At 58.2% G+C, this 20,193-nt stretch carries 18 protein-coding genes and 1 pseudogene; 6 read left to right on the plus strand and 13 right to left on the minus strand.

What is annotated here, in order from left to right; all coding sequences use genetic code 11:
* Positions 1-4: 4 nt before the first annotated feature.
* From ACZ1GS_RS16630 to ACZ1GS_RS16650, 5 genes are all read right to left on the minus strand, one after another.
* Positions 5-2,044, minus strand: a complete 2,040-nt coding sequence (locus ACZ1GS_RS16630) for an acetyl/propionyl/methylcrotonyl-CoA carboxylase subunit alpha (protein ID WP_472696281.1) — start codon at positions 2,042-2,044, stop codon at positions 5-7.
* The gene (locus ACZ1GS_RS16635; RefSeq protein WP_472696282.1) at positions 2,044-2,850 is read right to left on the minus strand and encodes an enoyl-CoA hydratase/isomerase family protein; all 807 of its coding nucleotides are present in this window, start codon (positions 2,848-2,850) and stop codon (positions 2,044-2,046) included. Before ACZ1GS_RS16635 ends, ACZ1GS_RS16630 begins: the two co-directional genes overlap by 1 nt.
* A 12-nt stretch (positions 2,851-2,862) precedes the next feature.
* Positions 2,863-4,485: an acyl-CoA carboxylase subunit beta gene (locus ACZ1GS_RS16640; protein WP_472696283.1), complete on the minus strand. Its 1,623-nt coding sequence runs from the start codon at positions 4,483-4,485 to the stop codon at positions 2,863-2,865.
* Entirely contained in the window at positions 4,482-6,317 is a 1,836-nt protein-coding gene (locus ACZ1GS_RS16645; protein WP_472696284.1) for an acyclic terpene utilization AtuA family protein, read from the minus strand. The genes ACZ1GS_RS16640 and ACZ1GS_RS16645 overlap by 4 nt, the downstream gene beginning before the upstream one ends.
* A gap of 142 nt (positions 6,318-6,459) precedes the next feature.
* Positions 6,460-6,903, minus strand: coding sequence for a hypothetical protein (locus tag ACZ1GS_RS16650; protein ID WP_472696285.1), 444 nt, complete (start codon positions 6,901-6,903; stop codon positions 6,460-6,462).
* A gap of 158 nt (positions 6,904-7,061) precedes the next feature.
* Here ACZ1GS_RS16650 and ACZ1GS_RS16655 point away from each other — a divergent pair, with 158 nt between their 5' ends.
* A complete protein-coding gene (locus tag ACZ1GS_RS16655; RefSeq protein WP_472696286.1) occupies positions 7,062-8,261 on the plus strand; it encodes a PQQ-dependent sugar dehydrogenase in 1,200 nt (399 codons plus the stop codon).
* A 30-nt stretch (positions 8,262-8,291) separates the two neighbouring features.
* Here the strand turns inward: ACZ1GS_RS16655 and ACZ1GS_RS16660 are convergent, their stop codons facing one another.
* The 4 genes from ACZ1GS_RS16660 to galE all read right to left on the minus strand — a co-directional run bounded on the left by ACZ1GS_RS16660 (position 8,292) and on the right by galE (position 11,284).
* Positions 8,292-8,927, minus strand: a complete 636-nt coding sequence (locus tag ACZ1GS_RS16660; RefSeq protein WP_472696287.1) for an HAD family hydrolase — start codon at positions 8,925-8,927, stop codon at positions 8,292-8,294.
* Positions 8,928-8,936: 9 nt separating this feature from the next.
* Positions 8,937-9,062 carry a type B 50S ribosomal protein L36 gene (gene ykgO, locus ACZ1GS_RS16665; RefSeq protein ID WP_007165381.1) on the minus strand — a complete coding sequence of 42 codons (126 nt, stop codon included), beginning with the start codon at positions 9,060-9,062 and terminating at the stop codon, positions 8,937-8,939.
* A gap of 134 nt (positions 9,063-9,196) precedes the next feature.
* Positions 9,197-10,216, minus strand: a complete 1,020-nt coding sequence (locus tag ACZ1GS_RS16670; protein WP_472696288.1) for an NADP-dependent oxidoreductase — start codon at positions 10,214-10,216, stop codon at positions 9,197-9,199.
* Between the two features lie 69 nt (positions 10,217-10,285).
* Complete coding sequence (gene galE / locus ACZ1GS_RS16675; RefSeq protein WP_472696289.1) at positions 10,286-11,284, minus strand: UDP-glucose 4-epimerase GalE; 999 nt, start codon at positions 11,282-11,284, stop codon at positions 10,286-10,288.
* A gap of 148 nt (positions 11,285-11,432) precedes the next feature.
* On the opposite strand from galE, the gene ACZ1GS_RS16680 reads away from it, so the two are divergent.
* The 3 genes from ACZ1GS_RS16680 (at position 11,433) to ACZ1GS_RS16690 (ending at position 15,114) form a co-directional block, all read left to right on the plus strand.
* Positions 11,433-12,044 carry a DUF4136 domain-containing protein gene (locus tag ACZ1GS_RS16680; protein WP_472696290.1) on the plus strand — a complete coding sequence of 204 codons (612 nt, stop codon included), beginning with the start codon at positions 11,433-11,435 and terminating at the stop codon, positions 12,042-12,044.
* Positions 12,041-13,174: a M14 family metallopeptidase gene (locus ACZ1GS_RS16685; RefSeq protein ID WP_472696291.1), complete on the plus strand. Its 1,134-nt coding sequence runs from the start codon at positions 12,041-12,043 to the stop codon at positions 13,172-13,174. Before ACZ1GS_RS16680 ends, ACZ1GS_RS16685 begins: the two co-directional genes overlap by 4 nt.
* A 359-nt stretch (positions 13,175-13,533) precedes the next feature.
* Positions 13,534-15,114 (plus strand): right-handed parallel beta-helix repeat-containing protein, encoded by a 1,581-nt coding sequence (locus ACZ1GS_RS16690; RefSeq protein ID WP_472696292.1) that lies wholly within the window; start codon positions 13,534-13,536, stop codon positions 15,112-15,114.
* 16 nt (positions 15,115-15,130) lie between these two features.
* On the opposite strand, the gene ACZ1GS_RS16695 is transcribed toward ACZ1GS_RS16690, so the two are convergent.
* Both ACZ1GS_RS16695 and ACZ1GS_RS16700 read right to left on the minus strand, forming a co-directional pair.
* Positions 15,131-16,279 carry a hypothetical protein gene (locus ACZ1GS_RS16695; protein ID WP_472696293.1) on the minus strand — a complete coding sequence of 383 codons (1,149 nt, stop codon included), beginning with the start codon at positions 16,277-16,279 and terminating at the stop codon, positions 15,131-15,133.
* Between the two features lie 80 nt (positions 16,280-16,359).
* Positions 16,360-17,481 (minus strand): glycosyltransferase family 4 protein, encoded by a 1,122-nt coding sequence (locus ACZ1GS_RS16700; protein ID WP_472696294.1) that lies wholly within the window; start codon positions 17,479-17,481, stop codon positions 16,360-16,362.
* 81 nt (positions 17,482-17,562) lie between these two features.
* Here ACZ1GS_RS16700 and ACZ1GS_RS16705 point away from each other — a divergent pair, with 81 nt between their 5' ends.
* The gene (locus tag ACZ1GS_RS16705; RefSeq protein WP_472696295.1) at positions 17,563-18,420 is read left to right on the plus strand and encodes an NAD-dependent epimerase/dehydratase family protein; all 858 of its coding nucleotides are present in this window, start codon (positions 17,563-17,565) and stop codon (positions 18,418-18,420) included.
* Here ACZ1GS_RS16705 and ACZ1GS_RS16710 read toward each other — a convergent pair.
* Positions 18,417-18,593 (minus strand): sugar transferase, encoded by a 177-nt coding sequence (locus ACZ1GS_RS16710; protein WP_472696296.1) that lies wholly within the window; start codon positions 18,591-18,593, stop codon positions 18,417-18,419. The two genes, ACZ1GS_RS16705 and ACZ1GS_RS16710, sit on opposite strands and share 4 nt — an antisense overlap.
* Before the next feature lie 86 nt (positions 18,594-18,679).
* A pseudogene (locus ACZ1GS_RS16715) lies at positions 18,680-18,973 on the minus strand (sugar transferase); the annotation flags it as partial.
* Between the two features lie 116 nt (positions 18,974-19,089).
* Here ACZ1GS_RS16715 and ACZ1GS_RS16720 point away from each other — a divergent pair.
* On the plus strand, positions 19,090-20,187 hold the full coding sequence (locus ACZ1GS_RS16720) for an NAD(P)/FAD-dependent oxidoreductase (RefSeq protein ID WP_472696297.1): 1,098 nt from the start codon (positions 19,090-19,092) through the stop codon (positions 20,185-20,187).
* Positions 20,188-20,193: the final 6 nt, after the last annotated feature.

The following is a 20,193-nucleotide window of genomic DNA, read 5'->3' on the forward strand; positions in this document are numbered from 1 at the left end:
CGCTCTAGCCACCATCCGCCATGGCGATATCGAGCAACAGCGCATTGGCCGCAACCTGGGTGCCGGCGGCAAAATGGATGGCGGTGACCGTGCCATCGACATCGGCGTATAACTCATGCTGCATCTTCATCGCCTCGACAATTGCCAGACGGTCGCCCTTGGCCACGGTCTGGCCTTCGGTCACGAACAGATCCAGCAGCAGACCGTGCATCGGCGCGGTCACCGCACCCGCCCCGGCCGCTTCGGTGGCCGAAGCCAACACGGCATGGGCATTGGTCAGGTCGTGATCCCGGCCATCGACCGACAGCTGGATACGCGCGCCGGCTGAATCGCGCGCCGGGCGATGGAACGCCACCTGCTGCCGCGCGCCATCAACCACAAGCTGCGCCCAGCCATCCGCGAGCGCGAGCAACCGGATGGTGACCGTCTGATCCGCCCCATCATCGTCAGCGCTGGTCACGGTGTAATGATCGGCATCCAGCGGCGTAACCGCGACATCGCAATTCTCGTCGCCATCGGCAAACCGATAAGGCGTGGTCAGCGGTGTCGCGCTCGCCCAGTTGAGCAGATCGGGAACAACCGCCACGGCAGAGTGATGCATGTTTTGCCGCGCGGTGACAAATAGCAGCACCGCCGCGACCGCCGCCTCGGTCGTCGTCAGCGCCGGTCGTTCGAGATCGGCATCGCTGAATTGATCGCCGATAAACGCCGTCGTTGCGTCACCGCAGGCAAAGGCTTCGCGTTCCAGCGCGTCGATCAGGAACCGCCGGTTGGTGGTCACGCCGAACAGCCGGGTGTCCTTGAGCGCAGTGATCAGCTTGCGCCGCGCTTCCTCGCGAGTGGCGCCATGGGCGATGAGCTTGGCGATCATCGGATCGTAGAACGGCGATACCGCCCCGCCGCTGGCGATACCGCTATCCACCCGGACACCGTCGCCGCTTGCCGGAACCCACAGATCCACCGGCCCGGTTGCCGGCAGAAAATCCTGCGCCGGATCCTCGGCATAGAGCCGCGCTTCGATCGCATGGCCGGAAAGCGTCACCGCGTCCTGTGCCAGATCCAGTACATCGCCCTGCGCCACCCGGATCTGCATCGCAACCAGGTCGAGGCCCGTGACCATCTCGGTGACCGGATGTTCGACCTGCAACCGGGTGTTCATCTCGAGAAAGTAGAATGCGCCACTGGCATCGAGCAGAAATTCGACCGTGCCGGCACCAACATAATCGACATCCTGCGCCGCCCGAACCGCTGCGGCCCCCATTTCGGCGCGCAACGCGGCGATCATCACCGGGCAGGGCGCCTCTTCGAGCACCTTCTGATGGCGGCGCTGGACCGAACAGTCGCGCTCGCCGAGATGGATGACATGGCCGTGCTGATCGGCAAAGACCTGAATCTCGACATGGCGCGGCGCGATAATGGCGCGTTCGAGAATCAGTTCGTCCGAACCGAACGCATTGCGCGCCTCGCTGCGCGCTGCGGTAAGCGCATCAGGCAGCGTCGACTGCTCCGTCACCAGCCGCATCCCGCGGCCACCGCCGCCGGCTGCCGCCTTGACCATGATCGGAAAGCCAATCTCCTGCGCGGCCGCGATCAGCGTCGCATCGTCCTGATCCTCGCCCTGATAGCCGGGCACACAGGGCACGCCCGCGGCGATCATCCGGCGCTTCGATTTCGCCTTGTCGCCCATCACATCAATCGCCCCAATCGGCGGGCCGACAAAGACCACATCGGCATCAGCGCAGGCTTGGGCAAAATCGGCATTTTCGGACAGGAACCCATAGCCCGGATGCACCGCTTCCGCCCCGGTGGCGGCAATCGCGGCCATGATCCGGTCGCGGTCGAGATAGGATTCGCCGACCGGCGCCGGCCCCAGACGATAGGCAGCGTCCGCCATCTGGACATGCGGCGCGTCGGCATCCGCATCGGAATAGACCGCAATCGTCCGCAGCCCCATCGCCTTGGCGGAGCGCAGCACCCGGCAGGCAATTTCGCCGCGATTGGCGACCAGCAATGAAGAGAAACGGTTCGGGGCTGGGCTGGTCATCACGCCGCCCAATCCGGTTTGCGTTTCTCGACAAAAGCGGCAATGCCTTCGCGCCCTTCGGCGCTGAGCATGCAGCGGGCAAATCCGTCGGCGGCAAAATCCATCATCGCCTCGGTGGAAAGATGCGGCACCGCGAGCAATATCTCCTTGGTGATCGCATTAGCCCCCGGCGCACAGCGCATGACATTCTTGCGAATATCCGCTTCGACCGCCGCAAAACCCGCTTCATTCTCGACAACAAAATCCGCGAGCCCGAGGTCCTTCGCTTCCGCACCGGTAAACCGCTGCGCCGTGAGCATCAGCCGCCGGGCTTTCGACACGCCGAGCCGCCGCGCGACATAGGGCGCGATCTGGGCGGGTGCGATGCCAAGCTGGGTTTCGGTCAGCGAGAATTTTGCGTCCTGGGTCACCACCACCACATCGCCGCAGCAGACCATGCCAAGCCCGCCGGCAATCGCCGCGCCGTCGACCAGGATCAGCACCACCTGCGGCATGCTGTTGATCAGGGCAAACATCTCGCCGCCAGCGCGATTGGCTTGTGCCACTGCTTCATGATCCGCCTCACCGCCATGAAAGCCGGACTGGAATCCCTTCAGATCACCGCCCGCACAAAAGACCCCGCCGCGGCCGCGCAGGGTGATACCGCGCACCTGCCGGTCATCGCGCACCGCAGCCAGTGTGGCGACCAGCTCCGCGACCAGTTCGCTCGACAGGGCGTTGCGGTTCTCCGGCGTGTCAAAGGCGATGGTCAGCCAGCCCTGGTCCAGCTCCAGCACGATTTTCTCTGTCTCGGGTAATGATGTCATGGCAATTCTCTCCTACATCCGCGCAATGCCAAAGCTGTTCGGGCGCACCGTCCGGTTGCGCCCTTCCCAGACTGTCGCCAGCAGAAAGCCGAGCGACTGCCGCGTGTCGCGCGGATCGATCATCCCGTCATCCAGCATATGACCCGAGGTGTAAAAGGCCCCGGCCTGGGAATTGAACAATTGCGTCAGATGCGCGTTCTGGGCCGCCATTTTTTCGCGATCCAGTTCGATCCCGGCGCGCGCCGCACCGGCCTCGGCGACAATCTCCATCACCTGCGCGGCCTGTTCGCCGCCCATCACGCCGGTCGAGCCATTGGGCCAGGTGAACAGGAAGTCGGGGTCATAGCCGCGTCCGCACATGCCATAATTGCCGGCGCCATAGCTCGCCCCGATCATCAGCGTGATCCGCGGGACATCGACATTGGTCACCGCCTGAATCATCTTCGCGCCATGCTTGATCATGCCGCCCTGCTCATAATCCTTGCCGACCAGATAGCCGGTCGTGTTTTGCAGAAAGATCAGCGGCACATTGGCCTGGTCGCACAGTTGAATGAACTGCGCTGCCTTGGTCGCCCCGTCCGGATCAATCGGCCCGTTATTGCCGATCATCGCGCAGGGCTGGCCATAGATTTCGGAACGCACACACACGGTCGACACCCCGTAACCGGGCTTGAAGTCGGAGAAATCGGAGCCGTCGACCACCCGCGCAATCACTTCGCGCACATCATAGGGTTTGCGATAGTCGGGCGAGACAATCCCGAGAATCTCGTCGGCATCATAAAGCGGTTCGCGATAGCTGGCGACCGCCGGCTTCGGACAATGGCGGTTCCACCCGAGCCGGTCGACCACTTCGCGGGCAATGACCAGCGCCTCGCCATCATTTTCCGCCAGAAACTCGGCCAGACCCGAAACCGTGGCGTGCATTTCGGCCCCGCCCAATTCTTCCTCGGTGGCGATTTCCCCTGTCGCGGCTTTGAGCAGCGGCGGACCAGCGAGAAACGCTTTGCCCTTGCCCTTCACCGCAATGACATAGTCGGACAATCCCGGCATATAGGCGCCGCCGGCAGTTGATGATCCGTGCAGCACCGAGATGACCGGAATGCCCTTTTTGCTGAGGCGCGCGAGATTGGCGAAGAGATCGCCGCCGGCGAGAAATTCCTCGACCGTATAGTTGATCAGGTCGCCGCCGGCGCTTTCAACAAGATGGATGAACGGCAGATTTTGCTGGAGCGCGATCTGTTCGGCGCGGCGCAGGCGATAGCCACCGCCGGTGGTCATCGCCCCGGCCTTGATCCCGCTATCATCATTGACGACCATGCAGCGGACCCCGGCAACAAAGCCGATGCCAGCCATGATCGTCGATCCGGGAATAGATTTTTCCTCATCCTTCGTATCGATCAGATAGCCAGCCAGATTACCGATTTCGAGATAGGGCATGCCGGGATCAAGCAACCGGGCGAGCCGGTCCCGCGGGATCAGCTGACCGCGCTTTTCAAAACGGTCCTTGCGCTTGGCCGACGCGGCCGGCGCGCGTGCATTCAGTTCTTGCAGCTTCGCCACCAGCGCGGACATCTCGCCATGGTTTTTCTGAAAGCCTTCGCTTTGGACCTGCACCTTGGATTGAAAAACCGTCATGCCATTTGCTCCGCCAGTTGGACCGGGATTGCGACCGGATGGGCGAGCAGGATCTGGCTAAAGCCCTTGCCCTGGGCATCGTTGCGAATGCTGGCCACCCCGCCGCCGCCGAGCACCGCATCGATCAGGAAATTGATCGCATGCGAACCCGGCAGATAAAATTTTTCAACCTTGGCCGCGCTGGCCCTACCGGCGATAAAATGCGTGAACCGCGCGGCCACATTATCCGCGCTGAGCGCCGCCCAGATATAGGGCAGATGAGCCGCGTCACGGGCAATGATCCCGATATTGGCCTTGTCGCCCTTGTCTCCAGACCGCGCCCAGGCCAGCTTGATCAGCGGGACCTCTACGGTCGCATCGGAGAGATCCGGCAGTGGCGGCGCTTCGGGACGGGCGATGTCATCCGCCTGCGGGCGCGCACCTGGCCCGTCCTGATGCGTCGTGCAAACCCCGTCGACATCGATCGTAGTGGTCAAATCCGCCTTGGGCGTCAGATAGGAAAATAGTCGCACCACCGGCGATGGCTTGGCGCGGGCCCCGGAAAAGCCGCTCAGACCCGGCGGCGTCGCCAGCCCCTGTCCGGTCAGCTCCTTGAGCAGAATCCCGATCGCCGCCGCCTCTTCATGCTTGGCGGCGATCTTGACGACCACCTCGCGCGGCCGGTGATCCGCGGCGAAATCACCGAACTGGCTTTCGGCCCCGATAATCTCGACACTGGTCTCGGCATAGGCACCCAGATTATGCCCGCGCAGAACCGCTTCGGATCGGGCGAGAGCAGCGTCGCAATAAGCCTGCGCCTTGCGGTCGGCATCAAAACCGTAAAAACTCAGATAGGTGCCGCCGCGAAATCCGTCGGCATAGGTCAGACAGGTCTTGTAGCTGTCCGGCGCCGGCCGGCCTCTGGCCGGTGACACATGAACCCGGTTGGCGCCTTGCTGGGTGATTGTGACCTCCGAAAAATCGCAGATCACATCGGGCAGGATATAGGCCTGCGGATCGCCGATTTCATAGAGCATCTGCTCGGAGATCGTGCCGATATTGACGATCCCGGCCGTGCCTTCGGGCTTGGTCATTTCAAACGACCCGTCGGCCGAGACGGTCGCGATCGGATAGCCGATGGTCGCGATATTGCCGGCGTCTTCCCAATCGGTGAAGTTGCCGCCGGTGGCTTGCGGACCGCATTCGAGAATATGTCCGGCGAGGCTGCCGCTGGCGAGCAGGTTCCATTGATCGGCCTGCCAGCCAAAGCTGTGAATACAGGCCCCCAATGTCACGGCGCTGTCGACCACCCGTCCGGTGATCACGATATCGGCGCCGTCATCCAGTGCCTTCGCGATCGGGAAAGCGCCGAGATAGGCGTTGATACTGGCAATCTTGTCTTTGTCCGGAAAGGCCGTGCCGGTAAACATCTCGGTCGGCGGATCGCGCGCGATTTCCTCCTTGCGGGCCAGCAGATTGTCGCCAGTGATCACCGCAACTTTCAAATCGAGCCCCTGCTCCTTGATCAGCGCCCGCGCCGCCGCACCACAGGCCGCCGGATTGACCCCGCCGGCATTGGCAATGACCTTCACGCCCTTGGCAGCGATGGCTCGGACATGCGGCTTGAGTACCGCGCTGATAAAGTCGGTGGCAAAGCCTGCGTCCGGATTTTTCGCCTGCGCACGAGCGAGAATCGACATCGTGATTTCGGCGAGATAATCATAGACCAGATAATCGAGATTGGCGGTCAGCAGCTGCGGCGTCGCCATCGCGCTTTCCCCCCAATAGCCGCTCGCTCCGCCGATGCGGATGGTCTTGTCGGCATCAGACTGCGCACGGGGGGTATGGGCCATCAGGCAACTCCATGGAAAGACCGGGATCGGTCCGGCTTCAAAATTCTAAGTCCGATTCATTTATAGTGAGTATCATTCATTTTTGGGGCCTGTCAATGAATCGCCGCCGGCGCGGTCCGGAATCCTTGCCCGCTTTGAAAGGCTAGGCCGCGGCCGCCTGAGACTGTCCCGCGATGATCCGGCCAAAGACCCAGCCGCCAAGGCCGCCAGCGATCATCTGGGCAACGAAGCCCAATGCCGAGCGCGCACCGCTGATCGGTACCGTCTGGAACATCACATACATCAGACCGAGCGCGGTCCCCATCGCCGCCGCGCCAGCAATCGGATAGGCAATCGCAGCGAGATTGGGCAGCAGCCGCTTGAGCATGGCGGCGATCAGAAAGGCGATCAGGAAACTCACCGCGATGATCACGAAATAGAGCAGCATGTTGGATATATCGAACATGGTCATATTGAACCGGTCGGCGAAAGCGACCGGGACGCCATGCGCCTGAATGACAAATTGCGCGTTCACCGCAGTGCCGACGATATAGGTAACGAGGGCGCCGATCAGCAGCCCGAGAACGAAGCGCACAAAAGCCATCATCTTGTCTATCCCCTGTTGAGCACCGAACCTACCCGCTTTCGTTGGACGATCAAGCGCAAATGCCCGAGAGCAAATGCCGGTGGCATATCGCCTCATTAAATCCGGTTGACCAATATGCCGCCATGATCGAAAACCCCGATTGCAAAAGGGGTATCATCATGCATTTTCAGAAATTGGCTCTTCCGCTGCTGACATCCTGTCTGCTGTTGGCCTGTGCCGACCAGGGCGCTTCGCCATCGGGCGACAAGACCAGCGAGGCGGTCGGCCGGGTCGCCGCAGCCCCGATCACCTATCAGATCGAGACAGTGGCCGAGGGTCTTGACCATCCCTGGTCGCTGGCCTTTTTGCCCGACGGCAACATGCTGGTCACCGAACGCACCGGCAAATTGAAGCATATCGCTTCCGATGGCGCGGTTACGCTGGTCTACGATTTTACCAGCGGCGAAGACCATCCCAAAGTGCATTTCGGAAGCGGCATGCAGGCGGGTCTGTTTGATGTCGTGCTCGACCCGGCCTTTGACACCAACCAGCAGCTCTACATCTCCTACGCCGCCAAGCAGGGCGATGAAAATACACTGCTGCTGATGCGTTTTCAATATGATGCCGAACCAACCCCAAGCCTGTCCGCCGGCAAGCAGATTTTCGCTGCCTCGCCAACCCGCGTGCAAGGCAATCACTATGGTGCCCGCATCCAGTTTCTCCCCGATGGAACTTTGCTGATGCCGATTGGCGATGCCTTTCATTTTCGCGAGAAAGCACAGGAGCTCGACACGCATTTCGGCAAGATTGTCCGCCTGAATGCAGATGGTTCGGTCCCCGGGGACAATCCGTTCGTCAATGTCGAAGACGCGCTGCCGGAAATCTGGAGCCGCGGGCACCGCAATCCCCAGGGCATCATACGCGCTGCCGATGGCCGTGTCTTTGCGCATGAACATGGCCCAGCCGGCGGCGACGAAATCAACGCAATCAAGCGCGGCCAAAATTATGGCTGGCCCACGGTTTCTTACGGTCTCGATTATTCCGGCGGCCGCATATCACCATTTGAAGCGCGCGCGGGCACCGAACAGTCGCTGGTCCACTTCACGCCTTCGATCGCGCCTTCGGGCTTTGCCCAATATAGCGGCGACGCCTTTCCCGAGTGGCAGGGCGATCTGTTCCTGTCGGCCCTGGTGCTCAAGCATGTGCGCCATGTCGAAATGAATCCCGATGGCTCGCTGGGCGCGCAGGCGGAGCTTTTTGGCGAGCTCGACGCACGGTTTCGCGATGTCCGGACGGGTTCGGATGGCTATCTCTATCTGCTGACCGAGGATCCTTCGGGCCCCAATAGCAAAGTGCTGCGGGTCAAACCGAAGGGCTGAGGCGGCGTTTGACCGCGCAAAAGTCCGCCATCATAAGCAATCGAGCAAGCCGCGCGCCAGCAGGTCCTGCTCCAGTGAGGCAGCATCGCGGAAATGATGCCCGTTTATGGCGAGCTTTTCAGCGGCGGCAATATTTTCCGGCCGGTCATCGACAAAGAGGCAGCGTTCGGCCGCGACACCGAATCGGTTCAGCGCCAAATGGTAAATCGCCGGATCCGGCTTGAGCAGCTTTTCCTCGCCGGACACCACGACATCCGCAAACAGGTCGAAAATCGGCGCGGTCGGGCGGAACATCTGCCAGAATTCATGGCCGAAATTGGTGATGCAGAACAGGGGCACCTGGCGAGCGGCGAGGCGCTCGACGAGAGCATGGACCCCAGCGACCGGCCCCGGAATCGATTCGGGGAATCGCGTCGCATAGGCATGAATATGATCGGCATAGTCCGGAAATTGCGCGATGCGCTCGGGCACCATTTCAGCGAGCGGTCGGCCAGCATCCTGCTGAAAATGCCATTCCGGTGTCACCACATGGGCGAGGAACCAGTCCAGCTCTTCGGGATCGGCGATCAGCTTGCCGAACAGGCAGCGCAAATCCCAGCGATAGAGCACATGGCCCACATCGAAGATAACGGTATCAAGGGAGGAAGCGGCAGAATGACCTGCCATCGCAAGGGTTTAGCCCTGACGCGCTTTGAACCGGCGATTCGTCTTGTTGATCACATAGGTGCGGCCACGACGACGGATCACGCGGCAATCCCGATGACGGTTTTTGAGCGACTTCAAAGAGTTGCGGATCTTCATTTTGGTACCACACCTTAATCTAATGCTAGAATCGATAGCGATTTCTTGAAAACAGGCCGTGCAACTAAGGTTGCCCCCGAGCAAAGTCAAGCTTTGAAGCCCGATCCGCTGCGCAAATCCTGTCGGCGCCCGCCCTATTCGGGCTCGTCGCTGACCTTGACCACCAGCTTGCCGAGATTTTTCCCGGTAAACAGCCGTTCCAGCGAAGCCGGGGCGTGCTCGAGGCCGTCGACCACATCAGTCGCGAACTTGAGCCTGCCTTCCATCAGCCAGCCCGCCATAGCCTGCATGCCCGCGGGCATCTGGTCGAGATAGTCGAGAATGATGAATCCCTTGACCAGCGTCCGCCGCATCAGCAGATTCGCGAAATTATAGGGACCGGGCACCGGCTCGGTCGCGTTATAACTCGAGATCAGCCCGCATAGCGGCATCCGCGAAAAGTCGTTCAGCCGGGCAATCACTTCATCCATGATCGGCCCGCCGACATTTTCAAAATTTATATCAATGCCATCCGGACAATGTTTGTCGAGCGCCGCGCCGACATCTTCGGTCTTGTAGTTGATCGCGGCGTCAAAGCCCGCTTCTTCAGTCAGCCAGCGGCATTTGTCATCGGCGCCGGCAATACCGACCACCCGGCATCCGTGGATTTTCCCGATCTGGCCGACCATCGATCCGACCGCCCCCGCGGCAGCCGATACCACCAGGGTATCGCCTTCCTTGGGCTGGCCGATATCGGTGAGACCGAAATAGGCGGTCATGCCGGTCATGCCCAGCGGCCCGGTAAAGGCCGTCAATGGCACACCGGGTATTTTCGGCAAGGCGTTGAGCTGCGCACCGGGCAGGTCATTATAGTCGGCCCAGGTCGACAGGCCGGTATTCACGATATCGCCGGGGGCCAGGCCGTCAAACTTGCTCTCGACCACCACGCCAATGCCGCCGCCGCGCATGGCATCGCCAATCGGCACAGGCGGCATATAGCCGTCCATATCGCTCATCCAGATCCGGTTGGTCGGGTCGAGCGAGAGGTAGATTGTCTTGACCCGCACGAGCCCACCGGCCAGCGGCCCCATTTCGGATGTCACCAGTTCAAGATCGCCATCCGCAAGATCGCCCTGGGGTCGTTTGCGCAATATCCAGCTTCTATTGGTGGTCATCTCTGCTCTCCTGAAAAGGGGTTTCGATGGCAACCATGCGGTCGCGAGGAAAGCCCGTCAAGTCAGGAGTTAGCGCCGGTCGGACAGCGCCCTTTCCCAGGCCAGCGCATGGGCGACAATTGTGTCGAGATCGGCATGTTGCGGTTGCCAGGGAAAGCGGTCCATGATCGCGCGATTGTCGGAAATCAGCATGTCGGGATCGCCGGCCCGGCGGGGCTGCATCTCGCGGACAATCGTCCGGTTGGTCACGCGGTCGACAGCGTCGAGCACTTCGAGCACCGAAAAGCCGCGGCCATAGCCGCAGTTGAGCAGATGATTCTGGTCGGGATCGGCAATCAGCGCCTCGAGCGCCAGCACATGGGCGGCCGCCAGATCGGACACATGAATATAATCCCGCACGCCGGTGCCATCGGACGTGTCATAATCCGTGCCGAAGACCGCGACGCTGTCGCGTTTGCCAAGCGCCGCTTCAACCGCGACCTTGATCAGATGAGTCGCGCCAGCGGTCGACTGTCCCGAGCGGCCGGCCGGATCCGCGCCCGCCACGTTGAAATAGCGCAAGGCGCAAAAATTGATCGCATGGGCTGCCGATACGTCCCGCAGCATATGCTCGGTCATCAGTTTCGACATGCCATAGGGATTGATCGGAACCTGCGGTGTCTGTTCGCTCACCGGACTGGTTTCGGGAATACCATAGGTCGCCGCGGTCGAAGAAAAAATGAAATGGCGGACCTGGTTGGTTACCGTTGATTCGATCAAACTGCGGCTTTTGGCGCTATTATTATCGTAATATTTCAGTGGATTTTCAACCGATTCCGGTACCACGACCGATCCGGCAAAATGCATGATCGCACCGACTTGCTCGTCCTGGATAATTTTCGTGAGCAAATCTCCGTCGGCAATATCTCCTTCGTAAAAGGGCACATCCTCCGGCACTGCCCAGCGGAACCCGGTGACCAGATTGTCGATCACCACCACCGGCCAGCCGGCATCTTTCAGCGCCAGAACCGCGTGGCTGCCGATATAACCGGCGCCGCCAGTAACCAAAATTGTAAAGCGATCTGCCATTTCGGGTCCTTTAGAAAGCGTGTTCTGACGCCGTTTAAGCGGGGAAAGTCGCGATTCGGTTAACCATGCAGCCATCAAGATGCAATTATTTACGCGGTCACACACAATTTTCGGCTAGGATGCCGTCTGTAATTCCGGGAGAATGACCATGATCACCACGCGCACCCGTTTATCCCTGGCGCTGCTGGCGCTGTCGCTGACCGCTTGTGTTGCGACGACACCGCCGGTTAGCGTGACCCGCTTTCACACTGCGCAGGACCGTCCGATCGAGACCGGCTCGATTGCGATAGCCAGCTCTCGCAGCATCGATAATGCCGCCAAGCCCGGCCTCGAACAGCGCAGCTATGAAGCCGCGGTACTGCGCGAACTGCAGCGGATCGGCTATACCGAAGAGCGCGATCTGACCGCCACCAGCACCTATGTCGCCCGCGTTTCGGTCGAGCAGAGCCGCATCTCGGCCAGCGGCGGCCGGTCCCCGGTTTCGGTCGGAGTCGGCGGCAGCACCGGCAGCTACGGGTCGGGCATTGGCCTCGGCATCGGCCTCAATCTCAGCGGCAAGCCGAAAGACCGCATTGCGACCGATCTTGCCGTCCGGATCATCCGGCGGGCCGACAATGTGACGATCTGGGAAGGCCGGTCGTCGGTGGAAGCCAAAGACGGTTCGCCGGCCAGCCAGCCCGGCCTCGCTGCCGCCAAACTGGCCGAAGCCCTATTCAGGGACTTCCCCGGAGAGTCAGGAACCACTACTAGGGTTCCATGAGCACAAACCCGATTCACATCACCGCCGCTTTTGACAGCGGCAATATCCATGTCGATGAAATTTCCGGCAGCACCGCCAGACTGACCATCCGCAAGGACAAGGACAGCGAATTTTATCAGTGGTTCCATTTTCGCGTCAGCTGCGAAATCGGCGACGAACTGGAACTCGCCATTCATGGTCTCGATCACAGCGCCTATCCTCAGGGCTGGCCCGGCTATGGCGCCTGCGTCAGCGAGGATCGCGACTATTGGGGCCGCGCTGACGGGGAATATGATGAGAAAGCGGGCGTTTTGACGATCCGCTATATTGCCACCAGCAATATCGTGTGGTTCGCCTATTTTGCCCCCTATAGCATGGACCGCCATCACGACCTGATCGCCGAACTGTCGGCGCTGGAAGGCGTCCATTGCCGTACCCTGGGCAGCAGTCTGGAAGGGCAGCCGATTGATTGCCTCGAAATGGGCAGTGGCGACAAGCAGGTCTGGCTCTATGCCCGGCAGCATCCCGGCGAGACCATGGCCGAATGGTGGATGGAAGGCGCGCTCGAGATGCTCGCCGATCCGGCTGACCCGCAGGCGCGATTCCTGCTGCAGAAATGCCGGTTTCATATCGTCCCCAATATGAACCCAGATGGTTCGTTTAGAGGACATTTGCGAACCAACTACGCCGGAGTCAATCTCAATCGCGAATGGCATGAACCGACCGCCGAACGCAGCCCCGAAGTGCTGTGCGTGCGCAATGCGATGGACGCCAGCGGGGTCGATTTCGCCATGGACGTCCACGGCGACGAGGCGATTCCGGCGGTGTTCATCGCCGGTTTCGAAGGCATTCCGAGCTGGACCGACGAAATGGGCCGCAAATATGACGCCTATCGCGACCGCCTCGCCGAGCGGACACCCGATTTTCAGACCAAGCTGGGCTATCCCACTGCGGCGAAGGGCAAGGCCAATCTTTCCATGTCGACCAATCAGGTGGCCGAACGCTTTGGCGCGATTGCGATGACCCTGGAAATGCCGTTCAAGGATAATCGCGACCTGCCCGACCCGGAACAAGGCTGGTCGCCGGAACGCTGCAAATTGCTCGGCCGCGACTGCCTGGCGACGCTTGCGGAACAGATCGAGGATATTTGAGGCGGCTGGGATATCGACAATATTAAGTATCTGATCCCATATTTCGCGAAGACGTGCGGTCCCATAGCTTTTGGCCTGCCGGCGGCTCCACGTTCATCGCTGGTTAGGATCGCCTCTGCGATAGATAACAAGTCTGTTGCCTGACCAAACAAGTGGAACCGCAAAGCATGGATAGCGCAGTATCGCAGCGCGGGAATAACCCAATATATCGGCTTGCAACTATGCCCCTTATACACAGACAATAGGGTCATGCTCTAACCGTAAGGAACAAGATAATTCCGACATGGCGTGATCAACAGAAAAAGTGCCGCCACCGCCAGCGGCCAGCCGATAACCCGCGATCATTCGGCCGACGGGCGATGATGGCCGGCCTGGCGGGCGTGTCATTGGCATCGCTCACGCGCGCGCAGGCGAGACCTGTTCCCCGCGTCAACGCACCGAAGCGCACCCAAAGCCAGTTGAGCGACCTGTCACCCGAAGCCGGAGATCAATTTGTTGACGATTCATGGTGGCGATGTGAGGCGATCGACGAGCACTTGGCGCAAATGGCTTTGGCGCCTCCGGACACGCTCTTTGTCAGATCCCATATCGACCCCGGCAAAATTTGGGTCAGACAATATGCTGACGGGGTTCGCCCCGAATGGTTCGGGCCGATCGGCGAGTCACTGGAACAGGACACAGCGGCTTTACAGACCGCATTGGATATGGGCGGCCCGGTCCGGCTCAGCCGGCGAACCTATATGTTTGAACCCGGCCCTGATCGTGGTTTCGTGAGCAACAACCATATACTAGGCCTGGGCGAAGGGAGCATCATCAAGCTCGGTTTTTCGAAGCCTCCATCGACAAAAACGATCCAACAGGTTCTGCGACCGAAAAATTATGAAAATGTTGACAATATTGTCATTTCCGACGTCTGCATCGATGGCAATATGGCCAAAATTGACTGGTCCAATGTGCAAGGCGATGGAAACGCGTTCGGGATCGGTTTATGGGGCACTCGCAACGTCACCATAAACAATGTGGTGGTGCGCAATTGCTGGACGGACGGGATCTATATTGCCTATTCGCACAGCTCCCTTCAAAAGCGGCGCAACAGCGCCGACATTCAGCTGGTTGGCAATATCGCAATCGAGCATTGCGGTCGCCAGGGCATGAGTATCATATCCGCGCAGTCGCTATTTTGTGCCAGGATCCACATCAAGAATGTCCGCCGAACCTCTCCCAAAGCGGCCATCGACATAGAGCCCAATAATCGCGCGCCTGACAAAGTGCAGGATATTCATTTCGGAGAAGTCCTGTCCGAAAATACCGGCGCTGGTTTCATCATTGCCGGCGTCAGCGCGCCCGAGCGCATTCGCATTGATCGATTGATCTGCCGGGACGTGCAATCAACTTATGGCCTGGCGATCGGCTCGGCACGGGCGGTGTTCATCGGGCACGCTGTCCTGGAAAAAACCGGGGGCGGCAATTATCCGATTGTCAGGATTTCAGATTATGACGATATTCACATCAAACAATGCGATGCGATCATTCGCGCATCCGCAAAACCCGGCGTCCTGTGGAGCTTCGAGGTAGATGGAACGCGATTTCACCATGGCAACAGGGACCTGAAGGTGGACATCCTCCACCTGGATGGATCACAAGCTGGCGGGCTCCGAACAGAGGCCAATACGGAAAGCCGTTTTGGCCTCGTTACCACAGCGAATATCAACCGCGCCGATTACGCCCTTGGTCACGCCGCGATTCTCGATGGGGCGGTACAGATCCAGTCATTCGAAACGCGCGACGATAGCCACCTGAAGGTTTTCGACATTTTGTCCAGCACCATTGCGATCCGGCAGGCAAAATTGCGCTCGGGACGATCAGGTCTGACGATCGATTTCAATAACCACCGGCCGCAATTGCAACAGATCGAACTAGACCGGAAACCCTATCTCTAACGGTTGCAAAATAGGATTATAGGGGCGTTGTCACGCTTACGCCCGTTCGCAATTCATTCCCTGAGCGCGGCTGTCTGGTGCGCGCGTCCGGGACGGATCGAAACGGAAAGAGGCAGCATGCCGCAACCAGCAGAAACGGAAACGCGACCACATGATGCCGCGCCGCAGTGCCCCAGTTCACGGTTCCCAGCGACCAGACAAATTCAATGATCAGGTAGAATAACAACCCATAGATTGCCGTCGCTCGATGCGTATCGCGACCGCTGATCGCAGCTTTGATAGCCATACAAACCAACAGGACTCGCATGATATTTTCCAAAAATAGCAACATATCTGCCGCCGTGGCTATCTTCCAGGGAAAGGGTTCCAGCATATATTGCGCAAACCCGACAACAGCGAACTGGATCATTTGAAATCCGGAACCGATCTGCACATCGGTCTTGTAGGTTGCACGGGCATAACCCGCCGTGCTCCCTTGTTGATAGGATTCCACGGTACCGACCAATCCCGTATCCGCCAGCTGGCCCCGGCCTTCCAGAATATTGCTCAGCACAAATAATGCGGCTACAAACAACACCACGGTGATCATGATTTGTCCGACGGGAAAAATCCGCCCTTTCAACGCAGAGCGATAATATAGGGACAGGGCGATACCAGCCATGATTGAAGCCAGAAGTCCAAGGTGCAATATGCCAGTCAACGCCACGCCAAAGGCCAATGCAATCCAATAGTTGATCTCTTTGCTGACGTAGAATTTCACCAAGGAAAACAGGATTATGGTCAACCCGAGAAGCTGGAGAGATTCCCGCAAAGGCACATAAGTCATCGCGACATTAGAGGGAACAAATGCAAGCAAGAGGATAGCCAGCAGTCTATATTTTCTCTCGATCTCGAGGATTATCAGCGTCTTGTTCAAAAGGATGATGGAAAGCAGCCATGCCAGAACCGAAAAGATGCACATCCATATGATACTCGATCCAGCATATTGCATAATAAACCCGAAGAAGTTCACATAGGGCCGCCATCCTATCGAAAACTCGAAATAGCTTGCGCCCTTCGCTATGCCCATGCTCTCGATGAAGAACATCATCGCATCTTTGGGTATATATTCTTCGTATTTGTTTGAATATAAGATCACGAATATAAGCGCGAGCCGGACGATCAAGCCGGCGGATATGATGACGGACGAAATGCGCATATCAGAGTGCTACCTTCGCTAACAGACCGGCCACAACCGAAACCTTTTCACAGACCAAAATAGTCGGTCGTTGCTTGATTCACTCGCTCTACGGCATATTTCTCCAGCGCGATAGAGCGCGATCTTTGACCAAAAGCCTCTTTCAGCGGATGATCGCCCTGCAATCGCTTCATCGCAAGATATAGTGATTGCGCATCCGCCACCCTAACCAGCAACCCATTTTTGTCATGCTCGACAGTCTCCCGGCACCCGGGGGCATCGGTCGAAATTATCGGTCGCCCCATCGCCATCGCCTCAAGCACGGTTCGCGGCGTTCCCTCGCGATAGGACGGCAGCACATAAACCGCAGCGGCTTCCATCGCCGGCCTGATGTCCTCCAGCTTGCCGAGATAGTCGACACCGCGATCAATCCAGCTGTTCAGCTCTTCTTCGCTGATTGCGTCTGGCCCAAAATCCAGAAAGCCTGCCAGCCGGATTTGGACCTCTGGCGATTCCGCCTTCAATTTCAGACCGGCCTCAACATATTCACGTATGCCCTTGGTTATCAACAAACGGCTGATGAGAAGATAACTGTCTTCCTGCGGAAGCGCACAGGGATAAAAATGCGCAATATCCACGCCGGACCCGTTCGTGATTTTCGCTTTGCTTGGATCAGGCAGACAGCCTGCTTTCCCGAAATCCTCAACATCGTCTGGATTTTGAAAAAGCACCGCATAGGCACCCGCGGAAGCAAAACGATACAAACCGTGAACCGCTTTTTGCAACGCCGACCGCAGCTTGTTGTCACTTGGAATAAAAGCATAGCCGAGACCGGTGACCATGAAACCATATCTCACTTTGGCCAACCGGGCAGCAAAACTTGCCCAGATATTTGGTTTGATTGTATAGTTGAGGACAAAATACGGCTTCAACCGTCCCATCAGTCGCCACATTTGAAAAAGATAATTCAAATCGCTGAAAGGATTCAGCTTTCGCCTTGAAACACGGACCTCATGTGCTACCGCGCCCAAAGCCGTGATGTTTTTCAGTGCCAACTCGTCAATATCAGGGGTCGACACATGGACAGAATAGCCCATGGCGCACAGCTTTCGAATAAGATCGCCGCGCAATTTCAACAAATAGTCTGGGTGGGATCCGTTAATGAGAACAATCTTTTTCATTTCAGTCATTTCGTCATAAGCCAGTTCGCCTGTGTCGCAACGTCAGAAGCGTCGGATCGAAAATTTGAATAGGAAAAACGGAGCCAGAGCATGAAGATAGCCGTCATCGGCGCAACCGGGTTTGTCGGGTCAAATATATGCAGAATCCTCGGGACCACGGGATTTTCTATAACTCCCTTCGATCGGTTGGCAACTGAAAATATACTCGCCCGTGGCATTGATCCGGGGAAACGATTTGATTGGGTGGTGAATTGTTCCGGCGGGACCAAAAACTTGCAAGACGTGAACGCTGATTTGCCGTCACAACTCTTTCAACATTTCTCCCCGCAATGCGATGGCGGGTTTCTTCATGTCAGTTCGGTGGCGGCCGGACAAAGCATAACCCCGGCCGGCATTCTTGTTGATGAAGATCAGCCAGACGCCCCCGATACGGACTATGGAAGAAGCAAAAAAACGGGTGAAGACGGACTCAACGCCCTCAGAAAGTCGACCGATACTCTGTGCCTGCTGCGCCCTCCTATTCTCTACGGAGCCGATGCCAAGGGCGTTTTCAGCCTACTGAAGAAAGCCGCAGCGCTTGGCTTACCGCTTCCGGTCAAAAACCTCACGAACTTGCGGCACTTCATGTTTGTCGACAATTTCGCCCATGCCGTCGCCAGCGCGATAAAGGCGGATCTTGACGGGACCTTTTACGTTGTCGATCATCCCGCCCGAACCGTGAGTGAATTTTACGACGCGATGTGCTTGGCCAACGGCAAAAGTGCAAACAGTATATCTCTCGGGCCAATGACAAGACCCATCCTGTCGACCCTGCTCGGCGCAAGGGCCTCGAGCCTGATGGAAAACTCATGCTATGATGATAGGCGATTTCGTCAGGCCACAGGGTTTGCGGCGCCGATAGACTTTGCCCCGGCGATCGCACGCGCGGTCGGGAATGTCGCGGACTAACCCATTCCCACTGCGTCACCACGACCACTTCCGGTCACCGTCGCCAATAATATTCGGGCATCCAAAAGCCATGTCGATGCCTCAATATAATCGGCATCGATGATCGACAAACGAACGGGCTCGGACATATCGACGCCCGATATTTGGGCCAGACCGGTAATACCCGGCCGCACCGTGAACACCCCCTTTTGGCCCGCTCTTTGATCAATTCATGCTGAACCGGAAGGCACGGGCGCGGGCCAACAAAGCTCATATCTCCTTTCAGGACCGATAAAATTTGCGGCAATTCATCTATTTTTGTTTTTCGGAGAAAGGCGCCGATGGGTGTGACGCTGCTCTGTGATACCTCATGCGAGGCCCGATCCGGTGTGTCGACGGTCATCGTTCGGAGCTTGTAAAGCTGAAACGGACGCTCATTGAGACCGACCCGTGTTTGTACAAAAAGAGCAGGACCCTTCGTGTTCAATCGGATGGCAAGCATCGCCAGGCCAACGAACAGCAGCGCCGGAACGAACAGCAAGATCGCCAATATCAGGTCAAATATTCGTTTCAAAGCAGCAAATCCTCGATAGGCTTCCGGTGGGTCCTTGCCATTTCAATTTCGGCTTGTAAACAAGCCTTTTGCAAAGGATCACGGCGGTTCACATGGAAAGTTACAAGACCGAAATCGTGGTCGTCGGGGCCGGTGTTATCGGGTTGGCCATTGCCCGAAGTCTGGCCGAGAGCGGACGCGAAGTCGTGATCCTCGAACGAGAAAATGCCATCGGGACGCAGACCAGTTCGCGCAATTCCGAAGTCGTCCACGCCGGCATCTACTATCCGCCCGGCAGTTTGAAAGCGCGTCACTGTGTTGCCGGCAACGGCCTGCTTTATGACTATTGCGCCAGCCGCCATGTTGCGATCAAAAAGCTAGGCAAACTGATTGTCGCGGCCGATGATCAGCAAGCGGAAAAGCTCATGCAAATACAGCGCAAAGGAGAGGCCAACGGCGCACGAAATCTGTCCATAATTGATGAACCCGCCATGCGGCGGATGGAACCCAGCATCATTGGTCGAGCCGCAATATGGTCGCCATCAACCGGCATTGTTGACAGTCACGGTCTCATGATCGCCTTGCTTCATGACGCCGAAAATGCCGGCGCCATTCTCAGTCTGGGTTGCACGGCAGGAGAGGTCCGGCATGATCCATCAAGCGGATTCACCGTGCATGTCGACAGCGAGCAACCCTTTGAACTCCGTAGCAAAATCTTGATAAATGCTGCCGGTCATGGCGCCATTCCACTGGCACAGAAAATTGACGCGCTGCGGGCCGCAAATATTCCCCAGCGATATTTTGCCAAGGGGACCTATTTTGGCTTGGAAGGCCGGGCGCCTTTTCGTCACCTCATCTATCCGGTTCCCGAACCCGGCGGGCTTGGCGTGCACGCAACGATCGACCTGAGCGGAAGCGTACGCTTTGGACCGGATGTCGAGTGGACAGAGACATATGACGTCAAGCCGGATTCCAAAAGACAGACTGAATTCTACGCGCGCATCCGACGATTCTGGCCCGCCCTGCCCGACAACGCCCTTTTCCCGGATTATTGTGGCGTCAGGCCCAAAATATCAAGGCCAGAAGACGGCGATTCAGATTTCCTGATTTCAACCGATTCTGATCATCAAGTTACTGGTTTAATTAATCTTTTTGGGGTGGAATCTCCTGGGCTCACGAGCGCCCTTTCAATCGCGGAGCATGTGTGTATAGAGACAGAAAAATGCTGGAGCTGACAACCG

Source organism: Parasphingorhabdus sp. W113 (assembly GCF_055693205.1).